The following is a 17,634-nucleotide window of genomic DNA, read 5'->3' on the forward strand; positions in this document are numbered from 1 at the left end:
AGACCGTCAAATCCAGTCTGTGGGAAAACCGCCATTAGTCGCACATTGACGCGCGCTTCACGTTTTTCTCGCTCAGCCGCACGCCCCGATTTCCCCGCACGCGGTACAGAAATCGCAGCCATCCTTTCTGATGACCGCATTGGCGCCGCAATATTCGCACTTGCTGCCGAGCATCGTGGGCGCGAGTTCGGGGCCGCTGGTTTCGCTGCGGATTTCGTCAGGCGTTTCATCCGCACTGGCCGCGTGTGCGGTTTCGACCATGTGTCCGCGCGGCAAACGGGCCAGTACACGCGCAGGCACCTGATTGCCTTCCGGGTCGAGAAAACCGCGACGGTGCAGAATCTGCTGGATCGCATAACTCAACGCCGCGACCTCGGAGTCATGCCAGCGCGGCGAACGATGTCCGTCGGGATGCTGGACCTCGCCAAACCGCACCTGGCCGCGATCCCACGAAACCTTGCGCATGTCCTGCAGATTGCGTGCGACGAAGCCGCCACGCGCGGCCAGCGAAAGCGAGCGCATCGTCGCCGTAATCCATTGCTGCGATTCGTCGCGTTGCCCGGCCGGGATGAAAAATTCGATCGGCCGCTCGATCGTGACTTCCTTGCCATTCAGGCGTCCGGTCACTTCGATAAACGACACCGCCACGTAAAGCGACTTCTTGCCCATCTGCGTCAGGTACTCGACCTTTTCGATGATCGCGGGCAATTCGCCCTTCGGACGATGATCGATCGTCACGCGCAGCGGATCGAGATCGGCTGCACTGAGCGTGTCGTCCGGTATGTCCGCTTCGGCGGGCGACACACTCAGCACCGCACCGAGCGTCTCGTTCGGGCGATACGTCGCGAGCCCTTTCAGGCCGCGTTTCCACGCGTCGAAATAGAGGCCTTCGAAATCATCGAACGGATAATCGGCCGGGACGTTCACGGTCTTCGAGATCGACGTGTCGACGAAGGGCTGCACCGCGGCCATCATGTCGAGATGGTCGCGCGCGGACATTTCCAGCGCGCTGACGAAGTATTCGGGTAGCGCGCTCACCTCGCCGCCGAGTTCGCGGTAGAGACGCCAGGCATGATCCTCGACCGCGAACTGCTGGCGGTTGCCGTCAGCCATGATCTTCATGCGCGTGTACGTCCACGAGAACGCGGGCTCGATGCCGTTTGACGCGTTGTCCGCAAACGCGAGGCTGACGGTGCCCGTTGGCGCGATCGAAAGCAGATGGCTGTTGCGGATGCCGTGACGACGGATCGCGTCCTTGATGTCGTCGGGCAGGCGCGAGGCGAACGTGCCATCCTCCAGATACTGCGCTGCATTGAACAGCGGAAACGCCCCGCGCTCGCTCGCCAGTTCGACCGACGCGCGATACGCCTCGTCACGCATCAAGCGCGCGACACGCGCTGCGAAATCGCGACCTTCCTGCGCGTCGTAGCGCAGGCCGAGCATGACCAGCGTGTCGCCAAGACCCGTCAGACCTACGCCGATGCGACGTTTCGCGGCGGCTTCGTCGCGTTGCTCGACGAGCGGCCAGAGCGTGACGTCGAGCACATCGTCGAGAAAGCGCACCTGCGTGCGCGTACGTTGGGCGAGCGCTTCCCAGTCGAACGAAGGCGTGCCGCCATGCATCTGCGCAAACGGATCGCTGACGAAACGCGTCAGGTTCAGCGGCCCGAGATTGCAGCAGCCGTATGCCGGCAACGGTTGCTCGCCACACGGATTGGTGGCGCGGATCGTTTCGACCGCGCGCAGGTTGTTGTCCTCGTTCATCCGCGAGATGAACACGACGCCCGGTTCGGCGACGTCGTAGGTCGACCGCATGATCATGTCCCAGATCGCGCGCGCGGGTTTCTCTGCATAGATCCAGTAGCCATCGTCGCGTTGCTGCAGATCGCGTTCGGCACGCAGCGCGGGCGAAGGCTCGGCGCGATGCACGAGCTGCCACGGCTGGTTGTTTTCGACCGCGCGCATGAAGTCGTCCGTCACGGCGACCGAGACGTTGAAGTTGTTCCAGCGTCCCTTCGAATGTTTGGCTTCAATGAATTCGAGCAGGTCAGGGTGGTCGCAGTCGAGCACGGCCATCTGCGCGCCGCGTCGCGAGCCTGCGCTTTCGACGGTGCGGCACGACGCGTCGAACACATCCATATAGCTGCACGGCCCGGAGGCCGACGAACTGGTGGTATGAACCCGCGCGCCTCGCGGACGGATCCCAGAAAAGTTGTAGCCGACGCCACCGCCGCGCCGCATGGTTTCGGCGGCCTGCAACAGGGCGACGTAGATGCCGGGCAGGCCTGCTTCATCGACGCCCTGAATCGAATCGCCGACCGGCTGCACGAAGCAGTTGATCAGCGTGGCGGCGATGCCGCTGCCCGCCGCGCTCATGATACGGCCGGCGCCGAGCGCACCGTGCAGGAGGTTGTCGACGAAGCGCGCTTCGATTACCGGGCGCAGCGCTTCGGGCTCTGCCAACGCCACGCCGCGCGCGACGCGCCGGTAGACGTCACCGACCGTCTGCTCGTCGCCCTTGGCGTACTTTTCAAGCATGACGTCGGTGGAGAATTGCTGCGGAGCAATCGATAGCGTCGGATCGTTTTCAGCCATGGTCCCGTCCCAAATGGCGTTGCGCGGATGTTGTAACGCGGTGTGCGGCGCGCGCACCATGAGCGTAATGACCCAGTTCCCCTGCCTGGCGCCGCGGATTCGTCTCACGGTACCGCACACGGGCGCTTGCCGCAATCACAGTGGTGGGCGTCTGCGAAGCGGCGGGGCGCGGGCGCGGGCACGCAGGATGCGCCGGCGCATCGGTTCATGCGACTGCTTGGGGCATCGGGTGGCAGAATGTCCATGCCGGGCGGTGGGTTTGCCGCCGGTCAGTCGTCACGCCCTGCCGGGCTCGCATTCCCCGGAAGCCTCAACGCCAGCACACGGAAACCCCATGCCAGACGAAACGCCGCTCATTGTCTACCGCGATAAGGTGCGCCCCGAATGGGTGGACTACAACGGCCATCTGCGCGACGCGTTCTATCTGCTGATTTTCAGTTTCGCGACCGATGTGCTGATCGACCGGATAGGTCTCGACGACGCGACCCGAAAGGCGCGTGGACGGTCGATCTACACGCTCGAATCGCACGTCAACTATCTGCACGAGATCAAGGAGGGCGCGCCGCTACGCGTCGAGGTGCGCGTGCTCGCGCACGATGCGAAGCGGCTGCATATCTATCTGGAGATGTTCACCGATGCCCGCGACGCACCCGTGGCAGCCGGCGAGCAGATGCTGCTGCACGTCGATACATCAGGCCCGAAGGCCGTCGCATTCGATGACGATATCGAGGCCCGCGTGCGCGCGCTCGTGCTGGCGCAGTCGCATGCCAACCAGCAGCGCGCGACGTATCGTGGGCGCGTGATCGGCTTGCCTTCTTCGAAGGCGTAGATCGATCCGGATCAGGCGTCGAGCAGGTTGCCGAGAATCTCGGCGGAAATCATCGCCGCTGCGTTCGATGGCGCGGGACGCTCAGCCGGTTTGAAGACGGCGTCGCCACGACGGATCTTGCTGCGCGACAGCGCGCAGGTGCCCGACGTATGTGCCGACCGGCGACGCCAGCGCTGCTCGCCGTAGTGGCAGCGTCCCGGCTCGACCCAGCGAATGACCAGCGTCGTGTCGGAGCGCTCGAGAATCTCAATGCGTACGCCTTCTGTTCCGCTCAGAGGTAAGGACGCTATGGTCTGCATGGTCGGCTCCCGTTGTGTGGTGTGCCGAATGTAGTCCCGCGCGCGCAAGAAGAACATTGTGCGTCCGTAGAAACACCGTTCCAGGATTAGCAATAATGGGGCGGAAAACGGCTTGTGGCACGAAACAACGCAGCTGGACGCCCGTCGCAGCCGATAGCGCGGGTTTTTGCAACGCAGTGTTGTTCGGCGCGCGACATGCGGGTGGCACTGTGGACGCCATATCAAGGAGCCATATCAGGGAGCCATGTCGAGACCGGTTGCCAGCCGTTCGACGCCGAGAGTTTAGCTTCCTTTAAGATGCGGGATCGCTTCGTGCGATGCGCTCCGGGGGCTTCGTCCCTTCAAGCCGCATCGTGCGCCGTTACCATTCAAGATTTGAGGTCTCATGATCCAGCGTCCGCCCGCTTCGCCCGAGCCGCAATCCAGCGGCCAGAAAGCCCAGAAAGTGGGGCTGCAGGTACTTTACGTGGCGTTGGTGCTGCTTGCGTTGTGGATCGTGCGCTCGTTCATTCCCGCAGTGGTCTGGGCCAGCGTGATCGCGATTGCGCTGTGGCCGCTGCTGACACACGTGGAGCGTCACCCCCAGTTCCAGGGCCACACGACGGCGATTGCATTCGTGTTCACGGCTGCGATCTCGCTGCTGGTGGTGCTCCCGGTCGGGCTTGGCATTGCTCAGGCCGTCAGCGAGGCGCAAAACCTGCTCGCGTGGTTCCGCGATGCGCAGGAAAACGGCATCCCGGTACCGGCCTTCATCGAGCATCTGCCGTTCGGCGTGCAGCAGATCACGATGTGGTGGAAAACGAATCTCGAACAGCCGCTGCGTGATTCGGCGGCGATGAAGGGCCTGCACAGCCAGACTGTGCTCACCTACGGACGACATTTCGGTGAGCGCGCCGTGCATATCCTCGTCGTGTTCGGCTTCATGCTCATCACATTGTTCATGATCCTGCAGGCCGGCCCGCGGCTGTCGGACACGATGCTGAAGGGCGCGCGGCGGGCGTTCGGCTCCGATGGCGCGCAGCTGATCCAGCGCATGGCGGGCGCAGTGCGCAGCACGGTGACAGGGCTGGTGGTGGTCGGGCTCGGTGAAGGCGCGCTGCTGGGCGTTGTCTATGCGCTCGTCGGTGTTCCGCATGCGGCGCTGCTGGGTCTGATCACTGCGGTCGCCGCGATGCTGCCGTTCTGCGCGCCAATCGTGTTCTGCGGCTCGGCGCTATGGCTGTTCGCGCAAGGCTCGGTCCCAGCGGCGATAGGGCTTGCAGTGATCGGTTTCGTCGTCGTGTTTGTCGCGGAGCATTTCGTGCGGCCGGTGCTGATCGGCGGCTCGACGCGGTTGCCGTTTCTGCTCGTGCTGTTCGGCATTCTGGGCGGCGCGGAGACGTTCGGCCTGCTCGGACTCTTTATAGGCCCGGCGTTGATGACCGTGCTGATGGTGCTGTGGAACGACTGGGTACGCCGGTGACGCTCGTTGCGCCCGCCTGGCGACGGCTCGGACGCAACGTGATGAAGCGCGAAACCGGCCCAGACGCCTGCGCGACGAGCAGCAACGAGCCGACCGCGATCACGTCGGCGACCAGACCGAACGGAACATCGAGCAGGCCGTCCGTCGCGTGATACAGCAGCGAATCGACGACGAGTGAAATCGCCGTCCCGGCGACAAAACACAGCAAGCCCTTGCGCCCGATCAGGCAGATCCATGGCAGCCGCTGCGCGACCTTGCCCACCCAACCCATGCGGACCAGCCTCGCGACCAGCCACGCGATCGCCAGAAAGTTCACCGCCCGCAGCCACATGAGATTCTGTTTGAAGCTCGGGTCGAGCGGCGCGGTTTCGACGAAGAGCTTGTAGTACGCAGCCGCCCCGACCACGCACGCGGCCGCGATCGTGACGAGCCCGCCCGCGCGATGCGCGTTGATACGCTGATAGACCGGCTGGCAGCGCGCAATCACGCCCAGCACGAACAGCAGTTGCCACGCGAGCGGATTGAAATCCCATGGTGTGTCTTCGACACCGGGCAGCCAGCCGGCCAGATGCGGCGCACACGCCCACAACGCGACGCTGCCCGCGAGCAGCCGCCACGGCTTGCTGCGCGCGAGCGGCAACACGGCGGGCACCATCAGTGCGAAGAACGCGTACATGGGCAGCACCGACGCGAGATACGGCTGGCGGCGGAACAGCAGGATATCGCCAAGCGCCTCGAGCGGCGCGTCGATCAGGTCGTCGAGATCGTTGATGGCGAGATTCGGTGCATCGATACTGAACGCGACGAGCACTGCGCTGACGAGCAGCATCAGGCCCGCAGTCACGAGAAACGCGCGGTAGATCTCGAGCGAACGTTTGAGGAAGCGGTTGCGTGCGATGGCGTCCGTGCGCCGCTCCGCGAGCGCAGCCCACGCGGTGGCGGTCGCAAAGCCGCCGAGAAACACGAAGACTTCTGCAGCATCGCACAGCGCATACGCGTGCAGCGTGAAGCGCGACAGGATGCTGCCGCCGATGTGGTCGACGACGATGATGAGCAGCACGAGCCCACGGAAAAAATCGAGCTCGACGAGACGGTGTTGCGACGTTTGCATAGGTATTGCCAGAACGACCTCGCGCAGACGCATGCTTGACGCATGGCTGGCAGCGCGAGGTTTGCTGAATGGGGGAGCCGATATCGCATGCGCTGCCGCGAAGGCGCGCGACGCGAGGCCGGTTGGGCAGGCGAAAAGGGAAACCCGCTGCGGGACTGGTAGGACTGACCGGTGGTGGTGGCGGAAGTTCCTCGGCGCGGCGGAGGTTTCACCACGTCGCGCAACCCGCCGATGTTAACAGGTTTGAATAGACTGCTCAGCGAGCCCGGTTCCCCGAAACGCGGCTTGAGCGCAGAATCCTGTCGATGTGCTGCACGGAGCGCGCGATGCTCCGGTCGTGTGCAGCGTCCCGATCCCGCTTTCTGGAGCAGACGCATGAAAACCCGCCAACCCGGCAAGAACGGTCCGACGGTTTCCGCCATCGGTCTTGGCTGCATGGGCATGTCCGACCTGTACGGCCCGGCCGATCGTGACGAAAGCATTGCGACGATCCACGCCGCGCTCGACGCCGGCATCACGCTGCTCGACACCGGCGACTTCTACGGCATGGGCCACAACGAACTGCTGATTCGCGACGCGCTGCAAGGCCGTCAGCGCGAGAACGTCATCATCAGCGTGAAGTTCGGCGCACAGCGCGATCCGGCTGGCGCGTTCATCGGTATCGATACGCGGCCGGCGTCCATTCGCAACTATGTTGCGTACACGCCGCGGCGGCTCGGCACGGACTACATTGATATCTATCGTCCCGCGCGGCTCGATCCGTCCGTGCCGGTCGAGGAGACGATCGGCACCATCGCCGATCTCGTAAAAGCGGGCTACGTGCGGCACATCGGGCTGTCGGAGGTGGGCGCGGATACGATTCGTCGCGCACAGGCTGTCGCGCCGGTCAGCGATCTGCAGATCGAGTATTCGCTGATGTCGCGTGGGATCGAGGCGCAGATTCTGCCGGTCTGTCGCGAACTGGGGATCGGCGTGACCGCGTATGGCGTGCTGTCGCGTGGGCTGCTGAGCGGTAAGTGGTCGGCATCGCGCGAAAACAGCAAGGGAGATTTTCGCAGCATGAGCCCGCGTTTTCAGGGTGAAAACCTCGAACGCAATCTCGCGCTCGTCGAAGCGTTGCGGACCATTGCGGAGGCACGCGGCAGCAACCCGGCGCAGATCGCGATTGCGTGGGCGCTCTCGCGTGGCGACGACATCGTGCCGCTCGTCGGCGCGCGTCGCCGGGCGCAGTTGACCGATGCGATCGTTGCCGCCGGATTGAAACTGGAACTGGGCGAACTGGCTGCGATCGAAGCCGCGATTCCGCCTGAAGCCGTCGCCGGGACGCGCTACAACGAAGCGCAGATGGCGCATCTCGATAGCGAACGCGGCGCGCATTGAATCACGCTGACTGACGCGATGGCGACGGGTTGCCGCGCGTCAGACGCGGCAACTGCCGCTCATCGTGCGAACAGATGAAGCGCGGCGTACTGCAGCAACATGATGGTTTTGCCATCGGCGATATCGCCGCGCTGGACCATCGCCAGCGCCTCGTCGATCGTGAGTTCCAGCACCTCGATGTCTTCGCCTTCGCCGGCAACCCCGCCACCCTGGCTGACCTTCGACGCGGGATCGTATCGCGCGACGAAAAAGAACAGCTTTTCGGTGACCGATCCGGGGCTCATGTAAGCCTCGAAAACCTTGCGCACGTCGTGTACGCGGTAGCCGGTCTCCTCCTCGACCTCCGCGCGAATCCTCGTTTCGGGCGACGCCGCTTCGAGCAAACCGGCCGGCGCTTCGATCAGCATGCCGTCGTGGCCGTTGACGAAAACCGGTAGACGAAACTGCCGCGTCAGCACCACCGTAGCGCGCTCCGGGTCGTACAACAGCAAGGTCGCGCCGTTGCCGCGGTCGTAGGTTTCGCGGCTCTGACGCTGCCAGCTGCCGTCGGCACGCTGGAAATCGAACGTGGTTTTTTTCAGGACGTACCAGTCGTCGGACAGCACTTCAACGTCGACGATCCGTACGCGGTCGGCAGTTTCGTTCATGGAATTTCCTTTCAGACCGGTCGTTTACCTTTGAAAATCATGATATCGTGCATATTCGTGCAAAAACAAGTAATTTCGTGTACCACGCTTCCATGCTCACTTCGCAAAGAAAACAGCTGATCCTGAACGCGCTTGCCCGCGATGGCCAGGTTGTCGCCAAAACGTTGAGCGCCGCGTTCGGCGTATCGGAGGACACGGTGCGCCGCGATCTGCGTGAACTTGCAGCCGAAGGGCGTCTGCAGCGCGTGCATGGCGGCGCGTTGCCATCGTCGCCGGCCGCGGTGGATTTCGCGGGGCGGCAGGGCATCGGATCAACGGCGAAAGCGGCGATCGGCAAGGCCGCCGCGCAGATGATCGCGCCCGGGCAGATCGCGATCATCGATGGCGGAACGACGGCCGTGCAACTCGCGCGCAATCTGCCACGCGACCTGCGGGCAACGATCGTCACGCATAGCCCGAGTGTCGCGGTCGAACTGGCGGATCATGCTGCGCTCGAAGTGATCCTGATTGGCGGCAGGTTGTTCCGGCACTCGATGGTAGCCGTCGGCGCGGCCGCCATCGAAGCGCTCAGTCATATCCGCGCGGATCTGTATTTCATGGGCGTGACGGGCGTGCATCCCGAGGCGGGATTCAGCACGGGTGACTTCGAAGAGGCCTATGTGAAGCGCGCGCTGGCTGCGCGCGCGGCAGAGACCATCGTGCTGGCGTCGGCGGAGAAGCTCAACGCGGCCTCGGCCTGCATGATCGCGGAGATCGCGGCCGCGAGCGCGATCGTCGTCGAGAAGGAGACGCCCGTTACGTTGACTGCGCCGCTCGAAGCGCTGGGCGTAACGATCGTGCGCGCGTAAATACGTCAGTGCGTGAGTGCGGAAGTCTCTGGCTTACGATGCTTCGACCAGCGCTTTCAGCGTGTTCAGATCGCGCGCGACCCATTGAGCGTCGGCGTCGAATTTTTCTCCGCTGATGCCGGGCAGACGGAATAACGTGAACAGCACTTCGCAGCCTGTGCCGTTCGCGATCACGCGTAGCGGAATATAGATTTCGCTGCCGTCGGGCAACAGCACATGATGATCGAGCACGCCATATGCATTACGTTCGCTGAAGCGGACTTTCACCGGGCTTTCGGGTCCCTCGAACACCCACACCGCACCTTCTTCCCGTAGTGGCTTGCCAAGCCCCGACGCCCAGCGCGCGAACGAAGCAGGCGATGCCGTGAAGTCATAGACATCGTGCGCGCTCCGTTCAATGCGCACGCTGATCGTTTTCGATTCGAAGGTTTGCACGATGTCTCCGTTCAGATAACGGTCGATTCCGCGTGCGTTGAAACTCGCGCGCGTAAGGCTGCTCAAATGATATCGCGCGCATGTCGACCGGCCCGGACACGCGGGTCCGGTTTGTGCGCCGCCATCTCGTCACGATATCCGCCACAGGCCACGCCGAGGAGAACATCATGAGCAATCGCGCCACGCAGATTCTTCCGCATCACCGTTTCGTCTACTCGCTGGGCGCGCCGTTAGCCTGCGTTCAAGGAACGATCTCGCGCGTTTTCGACGAACCTGAAAATCACAACGGCGCCAATCATCAACACTTCGTGATGAAGATCGATACGGTCGTGAAGTTCGAGGGCGGCCAGCAGAATCTGACGGGTACCGAAGTGTTCGTCGCAGTGCGTTTCGGTGACAACGAAGGTCTCAGTCAGGAAATTTCCGGTCTCGAGGCTGGCCAGCCGATCGAAGTGCAGGGCGAATATATTCCCGAAGCCAGCGCCTATCCGACCCAGGACAACACCAACCCGGTGCTGCCGGTGCTGCATTTCACCCATCATCCCGTCGGTTACGTGAAATACGCGGGCGAGTATTACAGCTGACAGCCGCGCGTATCCACGCTGTGCCTCAAGTTTTGCGCGCACGCTGCCGTTAAGAAGATGCGGTCGTGCCAGTAGCCAGGAGGGTTCCAAACCTGAGCGGTTGCACCGTGCTGGACGAGTCACGGGGCTACGATCGCACCCCACGTCCGGTCATTGCCGCCAGTCGCGCCTATGTCGCGCGCGGTGTCGATGCGAACCGGCCGAAAGATTCCCTTCGTAAGCATTTGTATCGAGTTGTTTGGGGAGCGCGCAGATTGTGATGCGGCCATTACAATGCTGCGTGAAATTTAACCGATAAATCTGGCCCTTTTTGTATGAGGAATGTGTCCCGGTTGCGAGAGTGAGAAGGTGCTTCATGTGCTGACTGGTGTGAGCTGGTTGCGGACACAACGATGTGAGTCTCCCGTCGCTGCGGTCTGCGCAAGACGCCAATACGTGAATGCATGCCTTCTGCGCAACGTACGAAAAGCCTGGCCATTGAAAGACGCAGGAGTCGAACATGTTGAGAAGTCGCTTCGACAGGACAAGGACAGGCCTCGCCGGGTTATGGATCGCCGTCGCGATCAGCGGCTGTGCGAACGTTGGACAGCAGGGCGCTTCAGCGGATAACGCGGCTTCGGACGCTCAGGCTGCGGCAGCCGCGGCAACAGCGGCATCCGATGCAGCGGCGCAGGCGCAACAGGCTGCAAGCGATGCGGTGACGAGCCGCACCGTCACGACGACGAAGACAACCCACTACCGCGTGAAGCGCGGCGACACGCTCGCGGGTATCGCGCAGAAGAACAATTGCAGCGTGAAGGACCTGCTGGCCTGGAACCGGATGAAGCCGTCCGCACACGTGAAGAAAGGCCAGGTGCTGCGTATCGTCACGCAGCAGACTGTGACGATCACGGTCGCGGCGAATGGCAAACCGGTCGGTTCGGGTGCGTCGGCAGGTTCGGCGGATTCGCGTCAGATGACCGCGCAGACTGCACGCGCTGCAAAGAGTGTCGCGCTGGCGTGGCCGGCGCAGGGCGCCGTCGTGGAGCCGTTCCAGGCGGGCGAAACGCGCGGTATCGAGATCGCGGGCAAGGCCGGCGATCCAGTGCGGGCCGCCGCGGACGGCAAGGTCATGTACGCCGGGACAGGGCTCAACGAGTACGGCAGTCTGATCATCGTCCAGCACAACAAGGACTTTTTGACGGCTTACTCGCACAACCGCAAGCTGCTCGTTAAAACCGGCGACGTCGTGCATCAGGGGCAACAGATCGCTGAAATGGGGAATGAGAACAATACGCGCGTGTCGGTGCTGTTCGAGTTGCGTCATGACGGCAAGCCCGTCGATCCGATGCCTTACCTGCCGCAAGGGCGGGGCTAGCCGCATCGTTCCGCTCACGCTCTGACGCGTTAGCGCAAAGTAAAGTGGCCCCGACAAATCGCTTGCCGGGGGCCGTTCGTTGTGGTGACAACGGATCTTCCGGCCACCGCATTCGCGACGGCCAGCAGCGCAACGCGATAAAAACGCCTCCCGCAGAACCTCACCTTTGATCAAGTCAGGTGTGGAAACAATCGCAACAACAAGCGATGCATTTTTGTGCGATGGACGATGCAAGGCGACGTCGATTAGCGAACGATGCATAAAAGCACCTGAAATAAGGGGTTTTCGCACCGTGCGAAGTGCATGAGGAAGGGATTGTCAATAGACAAACATCCTTTCCTCGATGGAATGCATGCATTTCGTCCGCGTCAGATCGAAAACCCAATGGTGAGGATATTCGGGATCAGGTGGCCTCAAAGACAGCAACGATGGCGTTCGATAACGCGGAACCTTCCAGAGGTCGCGCAATCGAATCGCACGCATGACTGTCCCGGCAAACCTCACACGATCAATCCGACGATGACTCATTCGCCCTCCCGTCGCGTACTGCTGCTCGCGGCTGCATCCACGCCCTTTATCGCTGCCTGTTCTTCATGGGCGACCGATATGTCTAAAGCCTCTTCGCCCGAAGCAAAGCTTGCGGCGCTCGAAGCGTCATCAGGAGGACGCCTTGGCGTCGCGGCATTGAATACGGCGAATGGCGCGCAGCTCGCTCATCGCGCGGACGAACGCTTTGCGTTATGCAGCACGTGCAAGGTGATGATCGTCTCCGCGATCCTCGCGCGCAGCGCGAAGGAGCCGGGCTTTTTACAACAACGCGTCCGGTATACGAAGGCCGATCTCGTCGCGTATTCACCGATAACGGAGACGCACGTCGACGAGGGCATGACTATCGCCGAACTCTGCGCGGCTGGCATCGACTATAGCGACAACACGTCCGCGAACCTGCTGATGAGGATTGTGGGCGGTCCGTCAGCCGTCACGGCGTTCGCGCGCTCAACAGGCGACGATACGTTTCGCCTCGACCGCTGGGAAACGGAGCTGAACACGGCGATCCCGGGCGACCCGCGCGATACGACGACGCCCGCCGCGATGCTGCAAAGCGTGCAGCGGCTCGCACTTGGTGATCTGCTGGGCGCACCGCAACGCGACCAGCTTCAGGTGTGGATGCGTGCGAACACAACGGGCGGGGCACGTATTCGCGCCGGCGTTCCAGCAGGTTGGGATGTGATCGACAAGACAGGTACGGGCGATTACGGCACGACCAATGATGTCGCCGTGCTGTGGCCGCCCGCAAAGCCGCCGATCGTCCTTGTGACTTACTTCACGCAGAACGATAAGGACGCGAAATCGCGCGGCGACGTGCTCGCCGACGCCGCGCGTATCGTCGTGGCTGCATTCGCATAACGACTGGCGCGCGCTACTTCTCCGCCACTTCGCGCAGCAACTGCGCGACCTGCCCATGCGCGTGCAGCATGTCGGGATTCATCTGTAGCAGCGGCAGATAGCGCGGCAGAAAAATCGCATTCGGGTCGCCGGGTGCGAACAGCGCGACGACAGCCTCCGCGGCGCCGGTTTTATCCGCGGGCGTCGCTTTCTTGTCGTCGACGACTTCGTCGATGTTCGCGATGATCGTCGAGAGCGGCGTAATCCAGCGAAACCCCGAGCCGTTGATCAGCACCTGAAGAAACGCCGCTGGCGTGATCGGACCAAACTCTTTCTCATACGATGCGCGTTCGTGGTCGAGGATCGTCTTGTGCAGTGTCAGTAGCGGTTTGCGGATGGCATTCAGAAATTGAATCGCGCGCGCTTCGTTCATCGTCTTCTCCTTTCAGTTCATCAGGCGATTCTGACAGCAAGCCAGCAAACGTGTTGGCAGCTGGTCAACACGTAATTTCAGTCGGCGCTACAATCTTTTCGCCCTTTCGTTCATCGCTGTTCGTTGCTATGCCGATGCGTTCTCAAGTGTCAGTTGCGCTGTTCACCAGCATAGCGCTGTATTAGCGCTAGTCGACAGAATAAATTCCGTCAGCCCATTGCGAATTCAGTCTACGTTCAAACAATAACCCCACAATCCGGAGCAGCTCATGACAACGCTTACGATAAATGGACAGGCTCATACTGTCGACGCACCGCCCGATATGCCGTTGCTCTGGGTGTTGCGCGACCTCGTCGGGCTAACCGGCACCAAATTTGGTTGCGGTATCGCGCAATGCGGCGCATGCACCGTACATCTCGACGGCGTCGCGGTCCGCTCGTGCGTGTTGCCGGTCGCAGCCGTCGGCGATCGCAAGGTGACGACGATCGAAGCCGTCGGCGATACGCCTGCTGGCAAGAAAGTGCAGGTCGCGTGGCGTCAGCTCGATGTCGTGCAGTGCGGCTACTGCCAGTCCGGGCAGGTGATGTCCGCGGCCTCGCTGCTCTCGTCGAATCCCAATCCCAGCGATGCCGATATCGACGCCGCGATGGCGGGCAACATCTGTCGCTGTGGCACGTACAACCGCATCCGCGCGGCCATCAAGCAAGCCGCGAAGGAGGCGTGATATGTCGCAAGGATTGCTCGACGCACAAAATGGCGACACGCGCGGAAAAGAGGCGCATGGTATTTCCCGTCGCACGTTCCTCAAGTTCGGCGCGACGATAGGTGCGGCGGCGGGCGGCGGTCTGCTGCTTGGCTTCAGTCTGCCAGCGGCAGGTCAGGACCAGCCGCCACACAGGTCAGTGATCGGTGGCGATGGCATTGAAGCGCCGCAGGAGGGCGTGTTCGCGCCGAATGCGTTCGTGCAGATCGACCGGACCGGCAAGGTCTCGCTGGTGATTCCGAAGGTCGAGATGGGACAGGGCGTGTACACGTCCATCCCGATGCTGATCGCGGAAGAACTCGAAGTGCCGCTTGAGAGCGTCACGATCGATCACGCGCCGCCGAACGAAAAGCTCTTCATGGACCCGCTGCTCGGCGGCCAGCTGACGGGCGGCTCGACATCGATCCGTTACGCGTGGGAACCGATGCGGCGCGCCGGCGCAACCGCGCGCGTGGTGTTGATCAACGCGGCCGCGCAACAATGGCAGGTCGATCCTTCGACGTGTCATGCACAGGCCGGCAAGGTCGTTCATGCGGCCAGCAACCGCAGCATCGCGTACGGCGATCTCGTCGACGCAGCCGCGAAATTGCCGGCGCCTCAAAACGTGACACTGAAAAATCCAAAGGACTTCAAGCTGATCGGCACCACGGCGAAGCGACTCGATTCGCCGGAAAAGGTCGACGGCACGGCGGTGTTCGGTCTCGACGTGCGCGTACCTGGCATGGTCTACGCGGCCATTGCAACATGCCCGGTGTTCGGCGGCACGCTTGCAGGCGTCGACGATACGAACGCAAAGAAGATTCCCGGCGTGCGTCAGGTCGTCAAATTCGACAACGGTGTGGCGGTGGTCGGCGATCACACGTGGGCCGTGAAACGCGGCGTGCAGGCGCTCGATATCAAATGGAACGAAGGCGCGGGTGCGCAGATATCGATGAAGCAGATCGTCGACGATCTCGCGAACGCATCGCAGCGCGAGGGCGCGGTGGCGCGCAAGGAAGGCGACGTGAACACCGCGTTCCCGTCCGCGAAAACGCGCGTCGACGCTGTGTATCAGCAGCCGTTCCTTGCGCACGCAACGATGGAGCCGGTCAACTGCACGGTTCATGTTCGGGCCGATGGCTGCGAGATCTGGCTCGGCACGCAGGTGCCGACGCGCATTGTCGATACGGCTGTGAAGATCACCGGTCTGCCGGCAGAGAAGATCGTCGTGCATAACCATCTGCTCGGCGGCGGCTTTGGCAGACGGCTCGAGTTCGACATGGCGACCCAGGCGCTGAAGGTCGGCAAGCAGCTCGGCGTACCCGTTAAGGTGGTCTGGACGCGCGAGGAAGACATCCAGCACGACATGTACCGCCCGTATTACTACGACAGGATCTCCGCGGGACTCGACGCGAACGGCAAACCGGTCGCGTGGCAGCACCGGATTGTGGGCTCGTCGATTCTCGCGCGCTTCGCGCCGCCGGCCTTCAAGAACGGGCTCGATCCCGATGCCGTCGAAGTGGCCGCCGATCTTCCGTACGATCTGCCGAACCAGCTGGTCGACTACGTACGTCAGGAACCGCACGCGGTGCCGACGGCATTCTGGCGTGGTGTCGGTCCGACGCGTAGTACGTTCGTTGTCGAGAGTTTTGTCGACGAACTCGCCGCGCAGGCCAAGGTCGACCCCGTTAAATATCGTCGCGATCTGCTTGGGCATTCACCGCGCGCGCGTAACGTGCTCGACGTGGCAACGCAGGCGGCGGGCTGGGGCAGTGCGGTGCCGCAGGGTCAGGGGCGCGGCGTCTCGGTGATGCACGCGTTCGGCAGTTTCTTTGCGATGGTTGTCGACGTGGCCGTCGACAAGGGCGAAGTGGCTGTGAAGCGCGTGGTCTGTGCGGTGGACTGCGGCATGGTGGTGAATCCGGACACCGTCGAGGCACAGGTGCAGGGTGGCGCGATCTTCGCGATCACGGCAGCGCTGTACAGCGAAATCACGATCAAGGACGGCCGCGTCGAGCAGAACAATTTCACCGACTACCGGATGCTGCGGATCGACCAGACACCGCCAATCGACGTCCACATCGTGAAGAGTGCCGAAGCGCCAGGCGGCATCGGTGAACCGGGTACGGCGGCGCTCGCGCCGGCGCTGACGAACGCGATCTTTGCGGCGACGGGCAAGCGGATCCGGCAATTGCCGGTCGGCAGCCAGCTGCAAACCGCCTGACCGGAGACCGTCGATGAACATCACACTCAAAGCTGTATCCGCGGCGCTGGGTATCGCCTTGCCGCTGGCCGCGTATGCCGCCGACGACGCGCTCGTGCAACGTGGCGCGTATCTGGCGAAGCTCGGCGATTGCGTCGCGTGTCACTCGGCGCCGCGCGGCAAGCCGTTCGCGGGCGGCCTGCCGATGAACACGCCGATGGGTCAGATCTACACGACCAACATCACACCCGATCCGGATACGGGCATCGGCCGCTATACGGAGGAAGACTTCGCGCGCGCGATGCGGGAAGGTGTCGCGAAGGATGGCCATAACCTGTATCCGGCGATGCCTTATCCGTCGTATGCGAAGGTGAACAACGACGACACGCATGCGCTTTACGCGTATTTCATGAACGGCGTTGCGCCGGTTAAACAGGCGAATCGCGAACCGGACATCAAATGGCCACTCAACATGCGCTGGCCGCTGAAGCTCTGGAATATCGTGTTTCTGAAAAGCGGAGTGTACCAGGACAAACCGGGCAAGGACGTCGCCTGGAATCGCGGCGCTTACATTGTTCAGGGCCTCGGGCATTGCGGATCGTGTCACACGCCGCGCGGCTTCGCGTTCCAGGAGAAAGCGCTCGATGAAAGCGACAGCGCGTTTTTGACGGGCGGTCTGCTCGACGGCTGGTTCGCCGCGAACCTGACTGGCGAACATAACTTCGGGCTGGGGCGCTGGTCGGAACAGGATCTGGCCACGTTTCTGAAGACCGGCGCGAACGCGCATGCTTCAGCGTTCGGTTCGATGACGAGCGTGATCAACAACAGCACGCAGGCGATGAACGATACCGACGTCAAGGCCGTGGCGCAGTATCTGAAGTCGCTGCCGGCGTCAGGCGGTTATGGCGGCGCGCAGTACGCGTATGACCCGAAGGCGACGAAGGTGTCGCTGAACCGGCCTGCAAACGATCCGGGCGCGAAAGTCTATACGGCGTATTGCATGCACTGTCATGGCGTCGATGGTCGCGGTTTTGCGCCCATGCTCGCGCCGCTGGCGGGCAATCCGAACGTGCTGGAGAAAGATGCGTCGTCGCTCGTCAATGTGACGCTGAACGGTACTGGCGATCTGGTGGTGGATGGTATTCCGGCGCCGTATCCCATGCCGAAGTACGCGCCGGTACTGAACGACCGGCAGATCGCTGATGTGCTGACGTTTATCCGGGCAGGCTGGAATAACAACGCGCCTGCCGTGCAGCCGGATGATGTCGCGAAGTTGCGGAAGTCGACTAACGCGGCGCGTTAAATACGCCTGCCTGGTGCGGT

16 protein-coding genes are annotated in these 17,634 nt (G+C 62.6%); 10 read left to right on the plus strand and 6 right to left on the minus strand.

From position 1 onward, the window contains the following. Positions 1-72: 72 nt before the first annotated feature. A complete protein-coding gene (locus P3T21_RS18445; RefSeq protein WP_429257374.1) occupies positions 73-2,595 on the minus strand; it encodes an adenosylcobalamin-dependent ribonucleoside-diphosphate reductase in 2,523 nt (840 codons plus the stop codon). 334 nt (positions 2,596-2,929) lie between these two features. On the opposite strand from P3T21_RS18445, the gene P3T21_RS18450 reads away from it, so the two are divergent. After that, complete coding sequence (locus P3T21_RS18450; protein ID WP_429257375.1) at positions 2,930-3,424, plus strand: thioesterase family protein; 495 nt, start codon at positions 2,930-2,932, stop codon at positions 3,422-3,424. 11 nt (positions 3,425-3,435) lie between these two features. On the opposite strand, the gene P3T21_RS18455 is transcribed toward P3T21_RS18450, so the two are convergent. Then, entirely contained in the window at positions 3,436-3,723 is a 288-nt protein-coding gene (locus tag P3T21_RS18455) for a DUF3331 domain-containing protein (RefSeq protein WP_429257376.1), read from the minus strand. 385 nt (positions 3,724-4,108) lie between these two features. Between P3T21_RS18455 and P3T21_RS18460 the strand changes: the two genes are divergently transcribed. Further along, positions 4,109-5,185: an AI-2E family transporter gene (locus tag P3T21_RS18460; RefSeq protein WP_429257377.1), complete on the plus strand. Its 1,077-nt coding sequence runs from the start codon at positions 4,109-4,111 to the stop codon at positions 5,183-5,185. Here P3T21_RS18460 and P3T21_RS18465 read toward each other — a convergent pair. After that, a complete protein-coding gene (locus P3T21_RS18465; RefSeq protein ID WP_429257378.1) occupies positions 5,124-6,296 on the minus strand; it encodes an OpgC domain-containing protein in 1,173 nt (390 codons plus the stop codon). The two genes, P3T21_RS18460 and P3T21_RS18465, sit on opposite strands and share 62 nt — an antisense overlap. Before the next feature lie 375 nt (positions 6,297-6,671). Here P3T21_RS18465 and P3T21_RS18470 point away from each other — a divergent pair, with 375 nt between their 5' ends. Then, positions 6,672-7,676 (plus strand): aldo/keto reductase, encoded by a 1,005-nt coding sequence (locus P3T21_RS18470; RefSeq protein ID WP_429257379.1) that lies wholly within the window; start codon positions 6,672-6,674, stop codon positions 7,674-7,676. Between the two features lie 59 nt (positions 7,677-7,735). On the opposite strand, the gene P3T21_RS18475 is transcribed toward P3T21_RS18470, so the two are convergent. After that, complete coding sequence (locus P3T21_RS18475; RefSeq protein ID WP_429257380.1) at positions 7,736-8,323, minus strand: NUDIX domain-containing protein; 588 nt, start codon at positions 8,321-8,323, stop codon at positions 7,736-7,738. 92 nt (positions 8,324-8,415) lie between these two features. On the opposite strand from P3T21_RS18475, the gene P3T21_RS18480 reads away from it, so the two are divergent. After that, a complete protein-coding gene (locus tag P3T21_RS18480; protein ID WP_429257381.1) occupies positions 8,416-9,171 on the plus strand; it encodes a DeoR/GlpR family DNA-binding transcription regulator in 756 nt (251 codons plus the stop codon). A gap of 33 nt (positions 9,172-9,204) precedes the next feature. Here P3T21_RS18480 and P3T21_RS18485 read toward each other — a convergent pair whose 3' ends face one another. Further along, on the minus strand, positions 9,205-9,606 hold the full coding sequence (locus P3T21_RS18485; RefSeq protein ID WP_429257382.1) for an SRPBCC family protein: 402 nt from the start codon (positions 9,604-9,606) through the stop codon (positions 9,205-9,207). 167 nt (positions 9,607-9,773) lie between these two features. Between P3T21_RS18485 and P3T21_RS18490 the strand changes: the two genes are divergently transcribed. From P3T21_RS18490 to bla, 3 genes are all read left to right on the plus strand, one after another. Beyond that, complete coding sequence (locus tag P3T21_RS18490) at positions 9,774-10,190, plus strand: hypothetical protein (RefSeq protein ID WP_429257383.1); 417 nt, start codon at positions 9,774-9,776, stop codon at positions 10,188-10,190. Positions 10,191-10,689: 499 nt separating this feature from the next. Then, positions 10,690-11,547 carry a peptidoglycan DD-metalloendopeptidase family protein gene (locus P3T21_RS18495; RefSeq protein WP_429257384.1) on the plus strand — a complete coding sequence of 286 codons (858 nt, stop codon included), beginning with the start codon at positions 10,690-10,692 and terminating at the stop codon, positions 11,545-11,547. Between the two features lie 519 nt (positions 11,548-12,066). Then, the gene (gene bla / locus P3T21_RS18500; protein ID WP_429257385.1) at positions 12,067-12,954 is read left to right on the plus strand and encodes a class A beta-lactamase; all 888 of its coding nucleotides are present in this window, start codon (positions 12,067-12,069) and stop codon (positions 12,952-12,954) included. Between the two features lie 13 nt (positions 12,955-12,967). On the opposite strand, the gene P3T21_RS18505 is transcribed toward bla, so the two are convergent. Further along, positions 12,968-13,366, minus strand: coding sequence for a hypothetical protein (locus P3T21_RS18505; protein WP_429257386.1), 399 nt, complete (start codon positions 13,364-13,366; stop codon positions 12,968-12,970). A gap of 268 nt (positions 13,367-13,634) precedes the next feature. Here P3T21_RS18505 and P3T21_RS18510 point away from each other — a divergent pair, with 268 nt between their 5' ends. Genes P3T21_RS18510 through P3T21_RS18520 form a run of 3 tightly spaced genes read left to right on the plus strand, consistent with a single transcriptional unit; the run spans position 13,635 to position 17,614 of the window. Beyond that, on the plus strand, positions 13,635-14,090 hold the full coding sequence (locus P3T21_RS18510) for a (2Fe-2S)-binding protein (RefSeq protein ID WP_429257387.1): 456 nt from the start codon (positions 13,635-13,637) through the stop codon (positions 14,088-14,090). Between the two features lies 1 nt (position 14,091). Beyond that, the gene (locus tag P3T21_RS18515; RefSeq protein ID WP_429257388.1) at positions 14,092-16,332 is read left to right on the plus strand and encodes a molybdopterin cofactor-binding domain-containing protein; all 2,241 of its coding nucleotides are present in this window, start codon (positions 14,092-14,094) and stop codon (positions 16,330-16,332) included. Positions 16,333-16,345: 13 nt separating this feature from the next. Beyond that, positions 16,346-17,614, plus strand: coding sequence for a c-type cytochrome (locus tag P3T21_RS18520; RefSeq protein WP_429257389.1), 1,269 nt, complete (start codon positions 16,346-16,348; stop codon positions 17,612-17,614). Positions 17,615-17,634: the final 20 nt, after the last annotated feature.

This window comes from Paraburkholderia sp. GAS334 (genome assembly GCF_050436625.1).
Classification (GTDB): domain Bacteria; phylum Pseudomonadota; class Gammaproteobacteria; order Burkholderiales; family Burkholderiaceae; genus Paraburkholderia.